14 protein-coding genes are annotated in these 16,275 nt (G+C 50.1%); 5 read left to right on the top strand and 9 right to left on the bottom strand.

The genetic code is table 11. From position 1 onward, the window contains the following. Positions 1-177: 177 nt before the first annotated feature. The gene (gene metC / locus N8M53_RS14815; protein ID WP_269580125.1) at positions 178-1,371 is read left to right on the top strand and encodes a cystathionine beta-lyase; all 1,194 of its coding nucleotides are present in this window, start codon (positions 178-180) and stop codon (positions 1,369-1,371) included. Positions 1,372-1,437: 66 nt separating this feature from the next. Here metC and N8M53_RS14820 read toward each other — a convergent pair whose 3' ends face one another. The 5 genes from N8M53_RS14820 to N8M53_RS14840 all read right to left on the bottom strand — a co-directional run bounded on the left by N8M53_RS14820 (position 1,438) and on the right by N8M53_RS14840 (position 7,157). Continuing rightward, a complete protein-coding gene (locus tag N8M53_RS14820; RefSeq protein WP_269580126.1) occupies positions 1,438-3,036 on the bottom strand; it encodes a methyl-accepting chemotaxis protein in 1,599 nt (532 codons plus the stop codon). A 222-nt stretch (positions 3,037-3,258) separates the two neighbouring features. Further along, the gene (locus N8M53_RS14825; RefSeq protein ID WP_269580127.1) at positions 3,259-4,497 is read right to left on the bottom strand and encodes a quaternary amine ABC transporter ATP-binding protein; all 1,239 of its coding nucleotides are present in this window, start codon (positions 4,495-4,497) and stop codon (positions 3,259-3,261) included. Next, positions 4,490-5,386 (bottom strand): ABC transporter permease, encoded by an 897-nt coding sequence (locus N8M53_RS14830; RefSeq protein WP_046075974.1) that lies wholly within the window; start codon positions 5,384-5,386, stop codon positions 4,490-4,492. Before N8M53_RS14830 ends, N8M53_RS14825 begins: the two co-directional genes overlap by 8 nt. A 67-nt stretch (positions 5,387-5,453) precedes the next feature. Continuing rightward, positions 5,454-6,449, bottom strand: coding sequence for an ABC transporter substrate-binding protein (locus tag N8M53_RS14835; protein ID WP_269580128.1), 996 nt, complete (start codon positions 6,447-6,449; stop codon positions 5,454-5,456). Positions 6,450-6,617: 168 nt separating this feature from the next. Next, positions 6,618-7,157 carry an isochorismatase family protein gene (locus tag N8M53_RS14840; protein WP_269580129.1) on the bottom strand — a complete coding sequence of 180 codons (540 nt, stop codon included), beginning with the start codon at positions 7,155-7,157 and terminating at the stop codon, positions 6,618-6,620. Between the two features lie 159 nt (positions 7,158-7,316). On the opposite strand from N8M53_RS14840, the gene N8M53_RS14845 reads away from it, so the two are divergent. After that, positions 7,317-8,186 carry an EamA family transporter gene (locus N8M53_RS14845; RefSeq protein ID WP_269580130.1) on the top strand — a complete coding sequence of 290 codons (870 nt, stop codon included), beginning with the start codon at positions 7,317-7,319 and terminating at the stop codon, positions 8,184-8,186. A gap of 23 nt (positions 8,187-8,209) precedes the next feature. On the opposite strand, the gene N8M53_RS14850 is transcribed toward N8M53_RS14845, so the two are convergent. Further along, positions 8,210-9,193 (bottom strand): lipid A deacylase LpxR family protein, encoded by a 984-nt coding sequence (locus N8M53_RS14850; RefSeq protein WP_269580131.1) that lies wholly within the window; start codon positions 9,191-9,193, stop codon positions 8,210-8,212. Positions 9,194-9,331: 138 nt separating this feature from the next. Here N8M53_RS14850 and N8M53_RS14855 point away from each other — a divergent pair, with 138 nt between their 5' ends. From N8M53_RS14855 to viaA, 3 genes are all read left to right on the top strand, one after another. Continuing rightward, positions 9,332-10,162, top strand: coding sequence for a rhodanese-like domain-containing protein (locus N8M53_RS14855; RefSeq protein ID WP_269580132.1), 831 nt, complete (start codon positions 9,332-9,334; stop codon positions 10,160-10,162). Positions 10,163-10,411: 249 nt separating this feature from the next. Then, on the top strand, positions 10,412-12,079 hold the full coding sequence (locus N8M53_RS14860) for an AAA family ATPase (RefSeq protein WP_269580133.1): 1,668 nt from the start codon (positions 10,412-10,414) through the stop codon (positions 12,077-12,079). Then, complete coding sequence (gene viaA / locus N8M53_RS14865; protein ID WP_269580134.1) at positions 12,066-13,544, top strand: ATPase RavA stimulator ViaA; 1,479 nt, start codon at positions 12,066-12,068, stop codon at positions 13,542-13,544. Before N8M53_RS14860 ends, viaA begins: the two co-directional genes overlap by 14 nt. Here viaA and N8M53_RS14870 read toward each other — a convergent pair. The 3 genes from N8M53_RS14870 to N8M53_RS14880 form a co-directional block, all read right to left on the bottom strand. After that, positions 13,528-14,430, bottom strand: coding sequence for an EamA family transporter (locus tag N8M53_RS14870; protein WP_269580135.1), 903 nt, complete (start codon positions 14,428-14,430; stop codon positions 13,528-13,530). The two genes, viaA and N8M53_RS14870, sit on opposite strands and share 17 nt — an antisense overlap. 132 nt (positions 14,431-14,562) lie before the next feature. After that, positions 14,563-15,357 (bottom strand): ABC transporter ATP-binding protein, encoded by a 795-nt coding sequence (locus N8M53_RS14875; protein ID WP_046075966.1) that lies wholly within the window; start codon positions 15,355-15,357, stop codon positions 14,563-14,565. Then, positions 15,354-16,265, bottom strand: a complete 912-nt coding sequence (locus N8M53_RS14880) for an ABC transporter permease (RefSeq protein WP_046075965.1) — start codon at positions 16,263-16,265, stop codon at positions 15,354-15,356. The genes N8M53_RS14875 and N8M53_RS14880 overlap by 4 nt, the downstream gene beginning before the upstream one ends. Between the last annotated feature and the right edge of the window lie 10 nt (positions 16,266-16,275).

Raw genomic sequence — 16,275 nt, forward strand, 5'->3', positions numbered from 1 at the left:
ACTTAGTACTGTAAACAATAGTCATCACGGGTATCAATAGGCTAAACGAGTTAGTGCTAAGCGCTATGACATATAGCCAAATCGACGTCATAAAACTTTGTTTGGCCGTCTAAATGTCTTTACTGCCCTTGTGCAAACCCGTAGGCTATAAGTCAGTCAACCTAGGATGAGTGAACGATGGAAAAGAAACACAGTCGTACGCAGCTAATACATGCCGGACGCCGTAAAGCCTATACCCTTGGTGGGGTCAACCCAGTCGTACAGCGCGCCTCTTCAATTGTTTTCGATACGTTAGCTGAGAAGAAGCACGCGATTGCCAATCGTCACCAGCAAACCTTGTTCTATGGAAGACGAGGAACCACTACCCATTTTGCGCTGCAAGATGCCATGACCGAGCTTGAGCAAGGAACGGGGTGTGCACTCTTTCCGTGTGGTGCGGCGGCCATCGCAAACAGTATTCTTGCGTTTGTGAAAACCGGTGACCATATTTTGGTCTCAGGATCGGCCTATGAGCCAACTCAAGATTTTTGCCAAAAAATTCTCGCTGATATGCAGGTGACAACCGAGTATTTTGATCCTCTCGAGGGCACGGAGATTGGTCAACGTATCACGCCAAATACACGGGTTGTGTTTCTAGAGTCTCCAGGCTCTTACACCATGGAAGTGCACGATACGCCAGCAATCGTTCAAGCGGTAAGAGAGCGAGCGCCAGATGCGATCATCATGATGGATAACACGTGGGCTGCAGGTCGCTTGTATCAACCGTTAGCACAAGGCGTGGATATTTCGATTCAGTCTGGAACCAAGTATATTATTGGCCATTCGGATAATATGCTAGGTACTGCTGTTGCCAATGCACGCTGCTGGCCGACCTTACGCGAGCGCGCTTATTTAATGGGACAAACGGTCGATCCTGATACGGCTTACCAAGCCGCTCGCGGATTGAGAACCTTGGATGTACGCCTTGCCCAGCATCAAGACAATGCGTTACAGGTGGCCAATTGGCTGAATGAGCAAACCGAAGTAGCAATAGTACTTCACCCTGCATTTGCAGATTGTCCCGGGCACCGCTATTTCGCGCGAGATTTTACCGGCAGCAATGGGCTCTTTTCGTTTGTGTTTGAGCAGCGTTTGTCTGATGCGCAATTGGACGCTTTCTGTGATCATTTGCAGCATTTCAGCATGGCTTACTCATGGGGTGGCTTTGAGTCGTTATTGTTGGCCAATCAGCCAGAGCAACTCAATCGCATCCGGCCTGTAGGGAAGGTGGATTTTTCCGGCACACTCGTCAGGCTACATATCGGATTAGAGGACGTTGACGATTTGATTGCCGATCTGGCGGCTGGTTTCGCGCGCATTAATAATGCTTAAGCCAAATAGCCCCTCTGAAAAGGGGCGCCCTCTATACACCGCGAAGCGCGTTATCACACCAGGCGATTAGGTTTGAAATTGGTCAGTTAATTGCGTCAATGCGCTGGATTGATGGCTTAACTGGCCACTCACGTTACTGGTGGTATCTATTGCATCGGTGAGTGACTGGCTACCGTGTTTGAGCGCGCGACGTTGCTGGGTGAGGTGAGCAATTTCTTTATGCTGAGAATCCAGAGCTGCTTCAACTTCCGCGCTGAGCTGTTCAAGCCCTTGGAAGGTGGTATGCATTTCGCCTAAATAACTCTGCAGTCGGACACTGGCTTGCTGATTGTCAGCACTGGCTGATTGTGTTTCCGTTAGTAGGGTATTGGCGGTATCGACTTGGCCGAGTAAATCATTGATCCAGTCGCGGATATCACCGGTCGATTGTGCTGTGCGCTGCGACAGGCTTCTTACTTCATCAGCGACGACGGCAAAGCCTCGTCCATGCTCACCCGCGCGCGCTGCTTCAATGGCAGCATTGAGGGCAAGCAAGTTGGTTTGTTCTGCAATCCCTTCAATCACGTCCATAACGCCGGCAATCTGGCTACTGGTTTGTTTCAGCGTTGCCATGGTGTTGGATACGTTTTCAACGACTTTGACGCTATGGGCAATCGAGGCTTCCGTCGCACTCATTTGCGTTTGAATTTCATCATTGTCCTGAGAGACTTTGCCGATGTATTCACGGGTGTCATGAATGGCGTTGGCGATTTCCGTGGTTGCGCTTTCCATAACGGTCAGCGATTGTGCGACGTCGTTTACGTTTTGCCGTGTTTGCTGATTAATCGTCGCCACTTGTGTGCTTTGTTGGTCTAAGGTATCCGATTGTTGATCAAGCGCTGATGTCCGCGATTGTATATCGGTGACAAAGTGACTGAACTTATCGAGCAGATTATTTGATGCGCGAGCGACGGCACTGACTTCATCCTGATACTTATCGAATAAACGCACGGAGAGATCGGAGCGCTGATCGATATCAGTCAGGGATGTGGCAATATGATCCAAGCGTACCACCACGGTTTTTCGTAGCCAAGTCATCAGCCCCAAGGCCAGTAATAGTGTGATCCCACAACCGATATAGACGATGTTCGATTGCTGGTGCAAAAAAGTAATAAGCGCACTGGCCGAGTTTTTCGCGTTATCTTGTCGCTCGGTCAGTTTTTCGTTGATGGCCGCTAACATGGGGTCAACGGCAGGGTAGAGGTCAAAATCCACGAGACGCCCGGCATCGTAAAAGCTTTTACTGTCGATCGTTTTAGCAAGCTTGGTGAGGTATTGGTCGAACTTCTTTTTACCTTCTAGCTGTTCGGTACGCCAATCCGACAAAGACGGATACTGTGACAACGCTTGCCAGCTCTGTTGATAACGCTCTTGAAGCCTCTCAAACTCAGGGGTGATCTCGTTCCAAAACAAGACTTGTGCTTTGATTTTTTGCGACAGATTGACGAGATCGCGGTGATCACGCTCAAGAGCTAAAAGCGCCCATACTTCGGGAAGTTGATGATTCACATATTCGGCTGAGGCATCCGCGGAGCGAGCCGATATCCAAAGTGCGAGACTACCGAGTCCGATGGTCGAGGCGATAAAGAGGGTGAAGGCGATCAATAACCGCTGTCTTACGCTCATGGTACTTCCTGTCAACTGCCTAATCTAAATATGCGACGCAGCTTAAGGAGCCACTGTTTCAGTAGAATGACAGATGTCTCAGTAATGTGATTTGCGAATGAAATCACTGTTCATTTTTATGAACATGATGCGGCTGAAAAATGGTGAAGAAACGCGCGACAACAAAAAAAAGCGCCCCGCCTGAGCGGGACGCGTTCACGGTCAGCGAGAGTGCGTTATTGGCTAACTGGCTTTTTTCGTTGAGCCTTGATCGTCAGGTTCGCCTGCGTATTTATGGCCACTTTCACTGAGAATACTCGCCACTGTTTGCCGTGAGAGGTGCCCAATCAGCTCGCCTTGATTATCAAACACGGGGAGCGGCCATTTTGACTCCAACGTATCTGGGATGACGGTTTCCAATAACGAGTCTTGCTCAATGGCAGGCACGTCTTCGAGAAGACTTGCCTCGATATCACCGCTTGGATCTCTGTCACTGAGGTTTTTTTGACTCAGGGTGCCTTGATAGCCTTCTTCTGTGATGTAATAGCCATAATTGGCTTTTTGCTGACGCATCTGCTGAATCGCATCGCCAATTGTGTTGGCACTGATACGGCATATCTGTGGCTGCATCACGGTTTCCACAGTGAGTGCACGAGCACGATTAACGTCTTTTACGAAAGCCTCGACATAGTCATCGGCCGGTTGGAGCAATATATCGACAGGCTCTCCGACTTGCACGAGCTTACCATCACGTAAAATGGCAATACGGTCACCAAGCCTCAATGCTTCGTCCAGATCGTGAGTGATAAAAATGATGGTTTTCTGCAATTTTTCCTGCAATTCAATCAGCTGGTCTTGCATCTCGCTGCGAATGAGCGGGTCAAGGGCAGAAAATGCTTCGTCCATCAGCAAAATTTCTGCATCGGTGCAGAGAGCGCGTGCAAGGCCGACACGTTGTTGTTGTCCACCAGATAATTGCGCCGGATATTGATCGGCGTAGCCGTCAAGACCCACGGTCGACAACCATTGTTCCGCTTTTTGATCGCGTTGCGCTTTTCCCTCTCCTTGGATTCGCAAACCAAACCCAACATTTTCTCTCACTGTACGGTGCGGGAGTAGGCCAAAACGTTGAAACACCATGGACATCTTATGACGTCGAAACGCCTGCAACTCTTTTTGCGAGTGCTTCATGATATCGGTGCCTTCGACGCGGATTTCACCCTCGGTGGGATCAATTAAGCGATTGAAATGACGAATTAAGGTCGATTTTCCAGAGCCCGACAGGCCCATGATCACAAAGACCTCACCGCGGCGAATGGATAGATTAATATCACTGAGCCCAATGGTATGCCCTGTTTCTTGTAATAAGGCATCTTTACTTTTTCCGGCTTTGACCGCAGGCATTACCTTTTGCGGGTGGTCGCCAAACACTTTATATAGGCCTTGGATCTCAATTAAGGTGTCCTGCACTGGCTTAGTCATGATCGCCTCCTTTGAGATGCTGCTGGGAACGTTTGGCGTAGCTTTGAGACACACGATCGAAAATAATTGCAATCACCACAATGGCGAGACCATTGAGAAGGCCCAAGGTAAAGTATTGGTTAGTAATCGATTTAAGCACAGGCTGTCCAAGGCCCGAAACGCCAATCATTGAGGCAATGACCACCATCGCCAGCGCCATCATAATGGTTTGGTTGATGCCTGCCATAATGGTTGGCATTGCTAAGGGGAGTTGGATCTGGAATAAACGCTGAAAGCCATTGGCGCCGTAGGCGGTCGCTGCTTCCAACACATCTTTGTCGACTAACCGAATCCCCAGGTTTGTCAAACGAATCACTGGAGGAATCGCATAGATAACCACCGCAATAACGCCAGGGATCTTGCCAATACCCAGTAACATTACCACTGGGATGAGATACACAAAGGCAGGCATGGTTTGCATAATATCCAGTAACGGCGTGACCACGGCTTGGGTACGATTGGACTTGGACATGGCAATGCCTATCGGCACTCCCACGCCAATAGCAACCAGTGTACACACCAAAATGATACTCATGGTGCTCATGGTATCTTCCCACATGCCCAAATAGGCAATCAGGGTGAAAGAAACAACCACAGCCGTAGGGAGCTTCCAAGAGCGACTGGCGAGGTACGCGATACCGGCCAGTACGGCAATCACCAGCCACCAAGGTGTGGCGAGGAGTAAGTCTTCAAACCAAACGAGAAAGTGGAGGAGGGGGTCAAAGAAGGCTTCAATACCTTCACCATATTCGCGGGAGAAGTCGCGATACGCGCCGTCAAGTGTTTGTCGAATAGCGAGCAGGTCACGCCTGCTCATTTCTGGCACTTCCGTTAGCCATGAATCAGCCATTGTTATTGTTCCTATACTGCTAAAGGAGAGCCAGCACAGCGGCAGCTCTGCGCTGGCCTTTTCAAGGTTACAGGGCGTCCTTTACTTTTTCAGCGACGTCACTAGGTACCCATTTTGTCCATATGTCTTCGTGATTGATGAGGAAGTTAGTCATCGCGTATTCCCCATCGGCCTGGTTTTCTTCCATCCATGCGAGCAAACCATTCATTTGATCATTGGTGAAACCACGTTGTTTTAAGTATGTCAGCGCCTCGGGGGCGCGATTGGCAAAGCGTTCTGTTACCACGGTATCGACGTCAGCCGCTGGATACATGGTTGCTTTCGGGTTCATACAATCATTCGAGGTAATACAGTCTTTATAATGCTGTACGTCTGTTCCTGTCTCAAAGTCCACCTTGACCATGTCATATTTTCCCAACACCGCAGTTGGGGCCCAGTAATAACCGAACCACGCTTCTTCGCGCTCGTAAGCTTTGGCGATTGAGCCCGCCAAACCGGCACCAGAACCCGGATCGACAATTTCAAACCCACTGTCAGCAAGCTCTAAAGCGTCAAATTGGTTTTCCGACGTAATTTGGCAGTTCCAGCCTGCTGGGCAGCCATAAAAAGCGGATTTAGAGGCATCTTCTGGGTGGGGAAATAAATCAGCATTGGCTTTGATCCCTGAAATAGTCTTTAGCTCAGGATGCTTTTCGGCCAGATAACGTGGGATCCAAAAACCCTCTTCGCCGCCTTCAACTAATGCACTACCGGCATAGCGAACTCGCCCTTCATCGATACCGCGCTGTAGGCCTTCGCGCATCGAATTACTCCAAAACTCAGGCGCAATGTCCGGCTCACCTTTTTCAATCATCGATGTCCCAGTGGGCATGGTATCACCAGGGACAAGCTCGGCATCACAGCCGTAGCCATGTTCTAAGATAAACTGATCGATGTTGGCAATCAGGCTGGCAGAGTTCCAATTCATGTCAGCGATGGTGACTTTGCCACAGTTGTGATCATCTGCGCTGGCCGGCAATGCCGATAGCGAGAGAATAGCGGCTGAGAGTAATCGTTTGTACATATGCTTCCTTTCCTTTTCAAACATGCATCCCAACTAATATTAGACCACTAATTAAAGTGTTAGGAGGTAAAATGGGGCGCAAGTCTCATTCTACCGTTTTCAAAATCTGAAATGTGCTCGTTATGACCACAATTACGCCATATCAATCATTAGAGATCTACTGAGTGTTTACTTGATGAGCGACAAAAATGCTTTAAAGTCCGACCCCCCTGCGTGTTGTTGCCACTCAAACAGCAAGGCTTCGACCACGGTGATCCAGGCACCATGCTGCTGCATCATTGCGATGCCACTTTGATGGTGTGCAGGGTGACAGGATGACGTCGCGTCCGTGACAAGATGCACATGGTAGTGCTGCCGAAGCAGATCACAGGCGGTTTGGTACACACAGATATGTGTTTCAATGCCACATAAAATCACTTGTTTGCGATTAAGAGAATTCAGCATCTGTTCAACTTGCGGTTCAGCAAAAGCGCTAAACGTATGTTTAGCAATCGGTGTGTTGTTTGGCATGAGGTCGGCGAGTGCCGACGTTGTTGCGCCAAGTTTTTCAGGCAGTTGCTCGACCCAAACGACGGGTACATCGAAGTGTTCGCACCCGCGTAGTAGTTGAGCCACTTTTTGGTGTAATTCCTCGCTTCCCACCACTTTTTGCGCCAACTTGCCCTGAACATCAATCAACAAAACGACGGCATTTTCAGTGTTAATCATTCTAGTATCCCCCTGTTTTACCAATAAATAAGCATAGCAGCTCCACATCATTACGCTGGCGAAGCTCGCCCTCAACTATTTATCTTTTTATAAAGATACTTGATGCTGATCAATTTGTCGGCTAATCTATCTTCATGTAAAGATAAATGGAGACAGGCTATGCACTATTTTATTGCGATTCTCGCCCCCATTTTTTGGGGAAGTACCTATTCGGCGGTCGCATTGTACTTGGGGGATCTTTCCCCTTACTGGATGGCGGTATGGCGGGCGCTGCCTGCCGGGATATTAATGTTGTTGATCAGTCGTCGTGGTTTACCATTGAGTTTGCCGAGAATGCTCGCCGTGAGCTTTTTTAATATTGCCGCGTTCTTTTTACTGTTATTTATCGCGGCATATCGCTTACCGGGCGCGGTGGCGGGGACGTTAGGTGCTACCTTACCGCTAGTTCTGATGCTCTTGCAGTGGTTAACCGAGGGAAAACGGCCAGAGCCTAAGCTGCTTAGCTTGGCATTACTCGGGCTTTTCGGGGTGGGCTTGTTGCTCAACCCGTCCACAGACATAGACTGGCTAGGGGCGGGCGCCATGCTATTAGCAACGTTTTTCGTCGCGCAGTCAACACTGTGGATGAAGCGGTGGGCAGCCAAGGATATCTTTGGTCTGACCGCGTGGCAGTTGGTACTGGGTGGTGCGATGTTAATCCCCTTTGCCTGGATCCTAGCAGGGCCACCACAAGCGCCCACGCTGCACGCGGTGCCAGGTTTAATATGGGTGATTGTGCTCAACACTGCTGTCGGTTATTGGGCCTATATCCGCTCGATTACCGTGCTAGGACCTAACCGCCAATCGATCATCATGTTCCTTAATCCGCTCACGGCCGTGACACTAGGGGTACTCTGGATTGAGGAGACGCTACAACCGTTGCAGTGGCTGGGTATTGCGATGATTCTAGCATCTTTATTGTGGATGAAATTCTCTGATAAATTGACGCTACCGCGCAGTGCTAAAACGGCGGTGGCTCCCTCAAGATAGTGGGTGAGGGAATGGCACTATCGCTAATAGCGATAGTGCACGGTCCAAGAAACGTAACTGTAGGTGTTATCGATAGCTTGCTCATAGTCCTTGGTGTGCAGTACCACACTGATATCCGTGCCCCAGCGGGGTTGATAAAACGCCACGCCCGCTGCGGCACTGGCTTGCCAATGCGTCATATCGATGTCTGCATTTTCTGGCGGCTTATCACCATTGATGGTGATGTCATTGGCACGGTAGCGACCTTGGATAGCGGTATACAAAAAGGCGCCTTTTTCACTGGCGTCAAATAAACGGCTATCGAGGTGGCGGCCGGGCTCATAACTAATGCCACCGTAGGTATTGGCAAGATCCAGACCTACACGGTAGCTAAGGCCTGCTGAAAGCTCACTGCGGAAGTTGCCGATATCCGCACGCCCAGTTATCCCCCATTCTTGATGCTCGCTACGATGTAAAAGCTGGTGCCGCTCATAGGCAAGCTGCGCCACAGGTGTGTTTTCCACTTGATAGTCCCACCCTTTAGGATCGGGTGAATCAATTAAATCGTGAACGTAAGATTGTCCCTCTTCGGTTTGAGAAGCAGGCCCAACCATACCAAGCAACAGTGACCATTTATCCACACGCTCGGGCGTTTGCTGATAGATACCTGGCTCGACAAATATCAACCCAGCGTAAGGGCGCTCCTCAGGTTGAGGAGTGGTGTAAGTGATATCGTTTGGTGTCCACATCATTTGGCCAATGTCGATACTCCAGCCCTGTCTTGCTGCTTCGTTGAGTGGAAGCTGTTCGGCAAACCAACGAATCGGCTTGACCGATGTGGCGCTCAAGTCATCGGACCAATCGGCATGCCAGTGCGCATAAACGCCACTGGTGTATTGGTTGTCGACCCCCAATGGGCTGTCGTTTTCAATCGTTAATCCAAAGCCTGCCGCCAAGGCTGTGCTGGGCGCAAGTAGCAAAGTGGGAAACAGTAAAATAGTGCCACTGATCACGCGAGACGGTGTCATTCACATCCTCATTTAGTTGCATCTTCAATGCGAGGCTCTCAGTATGAGTAAAAACGCAGGCTGACACCAGATGAGAAAGGTCAATATCTTGTGAAAGGGTGGTAAGCCGTCAATCAACGATGAAAAGGAACCGTCAAAATGTCAGTGTTTGTAACCGCCGAATGGCTGGCTCAGCGCCTCGATACCGTGATCCCTGTCGATGCCAGTTGGTTTATGCCTGATGTGTCGAGGGATAGTGCTCAAGAGTGGCAACAACGTCGGATTCCGGGGGCCGTTTTTTTTGACTTCGACACTCGTATCAAAGACCCAACGTCTAGTCTGCCCCATATGTTGCCCGATGAAGAGCGCTTCTCCCAGCATATGGGAGCGTTAGGTATTGCCTCACAAGACACCTTGGTGATGTATGACACGCACGGGCTATTTTCTGCCGCGCGGGCGTGGTGGATGTGCAAAGTGATGGGTCATCACAATGTGTTTATCCTGGATGGTGGGCTACCCGCGTGGATGGCCTCAGAGGGGGTGATTGATAATACCCCGCCGCAGCCACGTGTCGAAGCGACATATCAGACGCAGTTTAAACCGTACCGCTACATGGATGGTGCCACCTTGGCAGAGAAACTCGCTGTGATGAATGTGATTGATGTTCGTCCTGAAACGCGCTTTTATGGCGACGTCCCTGAACCGAGAGAGGGCGTTCGTAGCGGCCATATGCCTGGCGCCACGAATCTTCCCTTTGCCACGTTGACCGACCCACGAGGCTTTGTGATCAGTGAGCGTGAGGCGCGATCGACCGTGTTACCTCACTTAAGTGATACGCGGGTTAACGTAGTAAGTTGTGGCTCGGGGGTCACCGCGTGCATTTTGGCTGCTGTGGCTGAGCACTACTTCGCCTACCCTGTGGCAGTTTACGATGGGTCATGGACTGAGTGGGGTGGTCACTCACACTGGCCCGTAGTGAAAGCAGGTTAATTATCAGGCAATGACAAGAGGATGTGTCGCAAGATTGACTTGAGAGTGATCTATGTCACTATCTGACAAGTGCGCTAATGATATATCGATACACTAATTAATATTATTTTACATAGTAGTATGTTTTTTGTGCGGTCAGTCAGCCGGTTAATGGCAAATAGCGCTTGGCTTGCCATGATTAATCAACAAGCGCTTCGTGGTTATCAAGCACAAAAATACCCTGTATAGCGATGAAAATCGGAGTATCACTTGTCTCAAAATCTTGCCACCGTCAGTCAACGTGCTTTGCTACCTGAGCGTATAGCCAGCCTCATCAAGGCGCTTTCCAGTGGGGTGTACGAGCGCGAACATACCATTAAGATGTGTCTGTTGGCCGCGCTTGCCGGTGAAAGTATCTTCTTACTTGGCCCACCCGGGATTGCGAAAAGTTATATCGCTAAACGATTGATCGAAGCGTTTGATAACAGCCAGTTTTTTGAGTACTTGATGACCCGGTTTTCTACGCCGGAAGAAGTATTTGGCCCGCTCTCGATTCAGGCGCTGAAAGATGAAGGCAAATATGTACGCTTGACCGATGGCTATTTGCCGAACGCCGACGTTGTCTTCTTGGACGAAATATGGAAAGCAGGGCCGGCTATCCTCAATACCTTGCTGACCGTGGTCAACGAACGCACCTTTAAAAATGGCGAGCATGTCTATCCTGTTCCTATGCGTTTATTGGTGACAGCGTCCAACGAATTACCCGAGCCGGACAGTGGACTCGATGCCTTGTACGATCGCATGTTGCTACGAGTATTCGTCAATCGGATCCAAGAGAAGAAAAACTTCAAACTGATGCTTACCGAGCCCAGCCAGGATGAAGCAACGGTGGCCGATAAGTTGAAAATTAGCCATCAAGAATATCAGCATTGGCAGACCATAATTCCCACTCTGGATCTGCCCGATGCGATATTCGAAAAACTCTACACCCTAAAACAACGGGTAGAAAATGCCGGCAGTGAGCAATCACAGTTCGACCCAAGTGAGCTTTATGTGTCGGATCGGCGCTGGAAAAAAGCGGTGCGTTTGCTAAAAGCGGCCGCTTTTTTCAATGGTCGTGACGAAGTCGCCCCCCTGGACTTATTGTTACTGGAAGACTGCCTATGGCATAGCCCAGAATCACGCGATGTGGTGCAAACCGTGATGCAGGCATTTGCCAAAGAAGTGCTGTTCGATCAACAAGAAGTACTCGCCTTGCTTGATGACGTCAAAGTGGCGTTAGAAGATATTGAGCAAGATACGGCTGAGGCGTTGACCTATCGACAAGACGCGGCAACGGCAGGGCTCACGCGCAAAGCGGTGATTGACGTAAGCCAGTCACCTCGCTTCACCGTCAACCAAAGTCGAGATTTGGTTCGTTTTGTCCTCCTTCGGGCCAACCCATCGGTTTCAGAGCAGGAAAAAGGTGATAGTCGCTGGGTGTATCTCGATGCGGCCGACATTGAGAAAAAGTTGAAAACAGGCAGCACAGACTTGTATGGCTATGTGAATAAAAACAATCACCTGTGCCGTCTCACGTTAGAGTGGGATGCGCAGCAAGCCTTGGTCATCAAAGACATTGCCAATCGCCCAGTGCCGATGGCCTTGGTGGGGGTTAACGATCCAAGCGAATCGCAGCTAGCAGGTTGGAAGCAACAAACCGATCATGCGCTTGAACAATTGCATCATGCACAATTTTTAGTTCGTCGCGCGCGCAGTCAACTCAATGCTGGATTGCCGCATTTATTTGCGCAACCGGACTTGCTAGAAATCGCATCGGCGAGTTTGGTGGATGTGGAACATGAGGTAAAAACGCAGATCGATAATCTAGAGCGCCAAGTTAATCGTTTAGCGCGCTTAGGTGAGTTCTTCTCAGGAGCGAGTCATGCTGAGTGCTGAGAGCCTGAACATGGGCTTGATGCTCGCGGAGTCTGGGTTACTGGATGCGGCGATGACAGAGTTGATGTCTCACCCGCAGTTACTCGTGTTGACTGAACGAAGCCCAGCGATTAAGCGAGCCGTAAAAAAACAGCTTCACCGCTGGCGTGGGCAAACAAAACGCAAACTGGTACAGCAAGGGTTGTCAGCTTCCCTGAAGCAAGAAATTCAATACTACGAGCTGGCCACCGAAAAAACCGCGCGCACGTTTGAAAAAGAGATTGATACTCTACTGAGCCAATTAAAATCGGTTTCTTCGTTCTATCCGCAGGCGGAAAAGCTCGCCGCCCATCAAGCTCAGCACGCCGACCCTATGTTTCAGTCGTACTTTTGCAATAAATGGCACGCGCATTTAAAGGCGGAAATACAAAAAAATCAGTCCGACAGTGTTGAGGCGCAAAAACAAAAGCTCTTGGAAGATTTGTACCGCCGGATTTCAACCTATCAGCAAATGGATGGCGTTGACCAGTCGGGCGATATCAGCAAAGTAGGGCGGCTGTGGGATATGGCGGCGAGCTCTCTCTCTCAGCAAGACGTCACCTTGCTTAAGCGGTTTATTGCTTTTCTAGAGAAAAACCCAGAGCTTCAGGCAATCGCGGAACAACTCGGGCGCATGGCCAATCAGGTGAATCTTTCTGGGCCAAGCCAACAGCCCACTGAAACACTGAAAACCAAACCAGAGCGTCAGGTGGATGTGCCGGACGATATCACGGGGATTTGCCAAAGTGATCGGGTTGATCGCTTGTTGCCCAATGAAGCGGTGTTGCTCGCGGATCCGGCGCTTGAAGTGGTGTTTTACAAGCAATTGGTAGACAAACAGCTCCTCAACTATCAGTTTTCCGGTAAGGCCTATCGCCGTAAAAAAGTCGAGACACAGGCGCCGAGTCAATCTAAGCCTGAAAAAAAGAAAGGGCCGTTTATCATTGCGGTGGATGCCTCAGGTTCGATGAGCGGTTTTCCAGAGCAGTGTGCTAAAGCCCTCGCGTACGTGTTGATGCGAATTGCCGCTACTGAGCATCGAGACTGTTACGTGATGCTCTTTTCCACTGACCATATTAGCTATGAGTTAACCGGTGAACGTGGTTTACAAGAAGCGATGAGCTTTCTGTCTTACCGGTTTCACGGTGGCACGGATATGACGCCAGTCATTGATAAAGCGATCAATCTGATGGAAAGCGATCGCTATCAAAACGCGGATCTAGTGGTCGTGTCGGACTTTATCGCGCCTAAGCAATCGGATGCGATGATCAACAAGGTTGAGGCGCTCAAAGCCAACCATAATCGCTTTCATGCCGTGAGCTTGTCTAAGTATGGCAATCCAAGCCTAATGGCTATGTTTGATCACTGCTGGCGATATCAGCCGTCACTCGGTGGCAGGTTGCTTAGTCAGTGGTGGCCGGGTAAATCATTTACAACGCAGAAGTAGGTCTGGCACGCGCTTTTAATCCCAACCAGCGGCCAATGCGTCGACCCAACACAGACAGACTTAAGCCAGTAACAATCAAGGCCGCCCCGATCCACTCAATCATCGATAAGGTTTCTCCTAACCCTATCGATGCGGCCGCCATGCCGACAATCGGGATCAGTAGCGCGAACGGGGTGACCGAGGCCGAAGTGTGCTGGTTCAGCAACCAGCCCCAGATGGCGAACGCTACCAGTGTAGATAAGTAACCCACATAAGCTATTGATATCCATCCGGATAACGGTGTCGCTTGTAACAGCGCAAGAGGTTGGTGACTTTCAAACCAATACGAGAGAGCAAACAGGGGTAGCGGTGGGATTAAGCTCACCCAAACCATAAAATGCATCAGGTTAACGCCTGGCATTTGTTTCATCACCATGTTGGCAATTGCCCAGAAAAAGCCAGCGGCAACAATCATCGCTACGCCGGTGAATGTCGCGCTCCCCGTTGAAGTGACGAAGAAGAGCCCAAAGCCGGCAAAGGCAACAACAAGCCCGATGCGTTGTGGCACGGTAATATGCTCTTTAAGGAGCAGTGCGCTTAGCGCAATGGTAAAAATAACTTGTGATTGTAACAGCAACGAGGCGATACCCGCTGAGGCATCGTCTTGCATGGCGATAAACAGCAAACTAAATTTAATTACGCCCAGGCTCAGTCCTACGGCGAATAGTTGCCAGAGTTTTACCTTAGGACGCGGAATAAAAAATACCGCCGGCAAGGCGACGATAAAAAATCGTAACCCTGAGAACAAAATGGGTGGTAGGGTTTCCAGCCCAACTTTAATGACGGAAAAGTTGACGCCCCAAATTAGCACCACCAATAAAGCGAGTAGAACGCTTTTAATGTTCATAGCCAATCCCTTACTAAGATAAAGCTACCCTAGCATGGATGGCTGTTGGATACGAAATCTTTGGCAGGAAGAGCAGAAAACTAGGCGCTTACCATAACAGTAAGCGCCGTCGCCGCCTAATTAAGCCACAAGTTAACCAAGTAGCAAGCTGTCGTCGGCAAGGGTTTCGCCACGGACTTTATTGAACATTTCCAGCAGATGCGGGACATCCATATTCTTGCGTTCATCACCGTGCACATCGAGAACAATATTGCCTTGGTGTAACATCACGGTGCGATCGCCACAGGCCAAGGCATCTTTCATTGAGTGAGTGACCATCATCGCCGTGAGGTTAAACTCATTGACGATGGTTTTGGTCAAATCAATCACGAACGCGGCCATACGTGGATCCAGCGCAGCGGTGTGCTCATCAAGCAGCAAGAGCTTACTGTCTGACAGTGTTGCCATGACCAAACTTACCGCCTGGCGTTGGCCTCCTGACAGCAAGCCGATGCTGTCACCGAGCCTATCTTCTAATCCTAACCCCAAAATCGCAATGCGCTCTTGGAATAATTGACGACGTTTACTGCCAAGCGCACGTGTCCAGCCCCGGCCTTTACCCCGCCGATAGGCTAGGGCTAAGTTTTCCTCAATGGTTAACGAGGCACACGTACCCGCGAGTGGATCTTGAAACACGCGAGCGGCGAGGGTGGCTCGTTGGTGAACGGCTTTTTTCGTCACATCGATGTCGTCAATCATGACCTGACCACCAATCATCGGGGTTTCACCTGTCACTGCACCCAGCAAGGTTGACTTTCCCGCGCCATTGGAGCCAATGATGGTGACGAACTCTTTTTCAGGAATCGTGAGATTAACGCCTCGTAACGCGCGGTTCTCCAGCACGGTTCCAGGGTTAAAGGTGACTTGAATGTTGTTAAGCGAGATCATCCTGACACCTCCGCCTGTTTCGCACGTTTTGACTTTTGATATTGCTGGCGCATTTTAGGCGCAATGAGCGCAACGGCAACCAGTACCGCGGTCACCAAGTTGAGGTCAGAGGCTTGCAAGCCAAACATGCCACTCGACAGCGCGAAAGCGACGGCGAGACGATAGAGGATAGAGCCTAGAATAACCGCGATAACGGCCACCCAGACTTTACGCCCAGGGATGAGCGTTTGTCCCAAAATCACTGCAGCGAGCCCCACCACAATGGTGCCGACGCCAGAGGTTACATCCGCAAAGCTATTGGTTTGCGCAAATAATGCCCCCGCAAAGCCGACAAAGGCGTTGGATAACGCAAGGCCAAAGTAGGTATACATCGCGGTACTCCCACCTTGGGCTTTCACCATCCGTGCGTTGACCCCGGTAGCACGTAGCCCAAGGCCGAAGTCACTGGCCAATAGGCGGATGACGAGGAGGCCACTAATAATCACTAAGACGCCCACCACTAAGGGGCGAAGATAGGCTGGGGCAATCCCGAGTGATTCGAACGGGGTGAGAATGGTTTCTTCCCCGAGCAAAGCGATATTGGGGCGCCCCATGATACGGATGTTGATAGAGAAAGCGGCAATCATGGTCAAAATACTCGAGAGTAAATTGAGGATGCCGCATTTTACGGTCAAAAAGGCGGTGACGAGCCCAGTGATCCCACCGGCTAAAATAGCCACTGCCGTCGCTAACCATGGGTTATAGCCAGCGACGATCATGGTTGCTGCGACGGCAGCACCCATTGGGAAGCTGCCGTCAACGGTCAGATCAGGAAAATCCAAAACACGGAATGTCAGATAGACCCCGAGAGCGACCAAGCCATAGATCAGCCCAACCTCTAAGGTGCCGAAGAACGCAATTGCAGTCATTTACTACTCC

Origin of the sequence: Salinivibrio kushneri (assembly GCF_027286325.1) — a bacterium.
Lineage (GTDB): Bacteria > Pseudomonadota > Gammaproteobacteria > Enterobacterales > Vibrionaceae > Salinivibrio > Salinivibrio kushneri_A.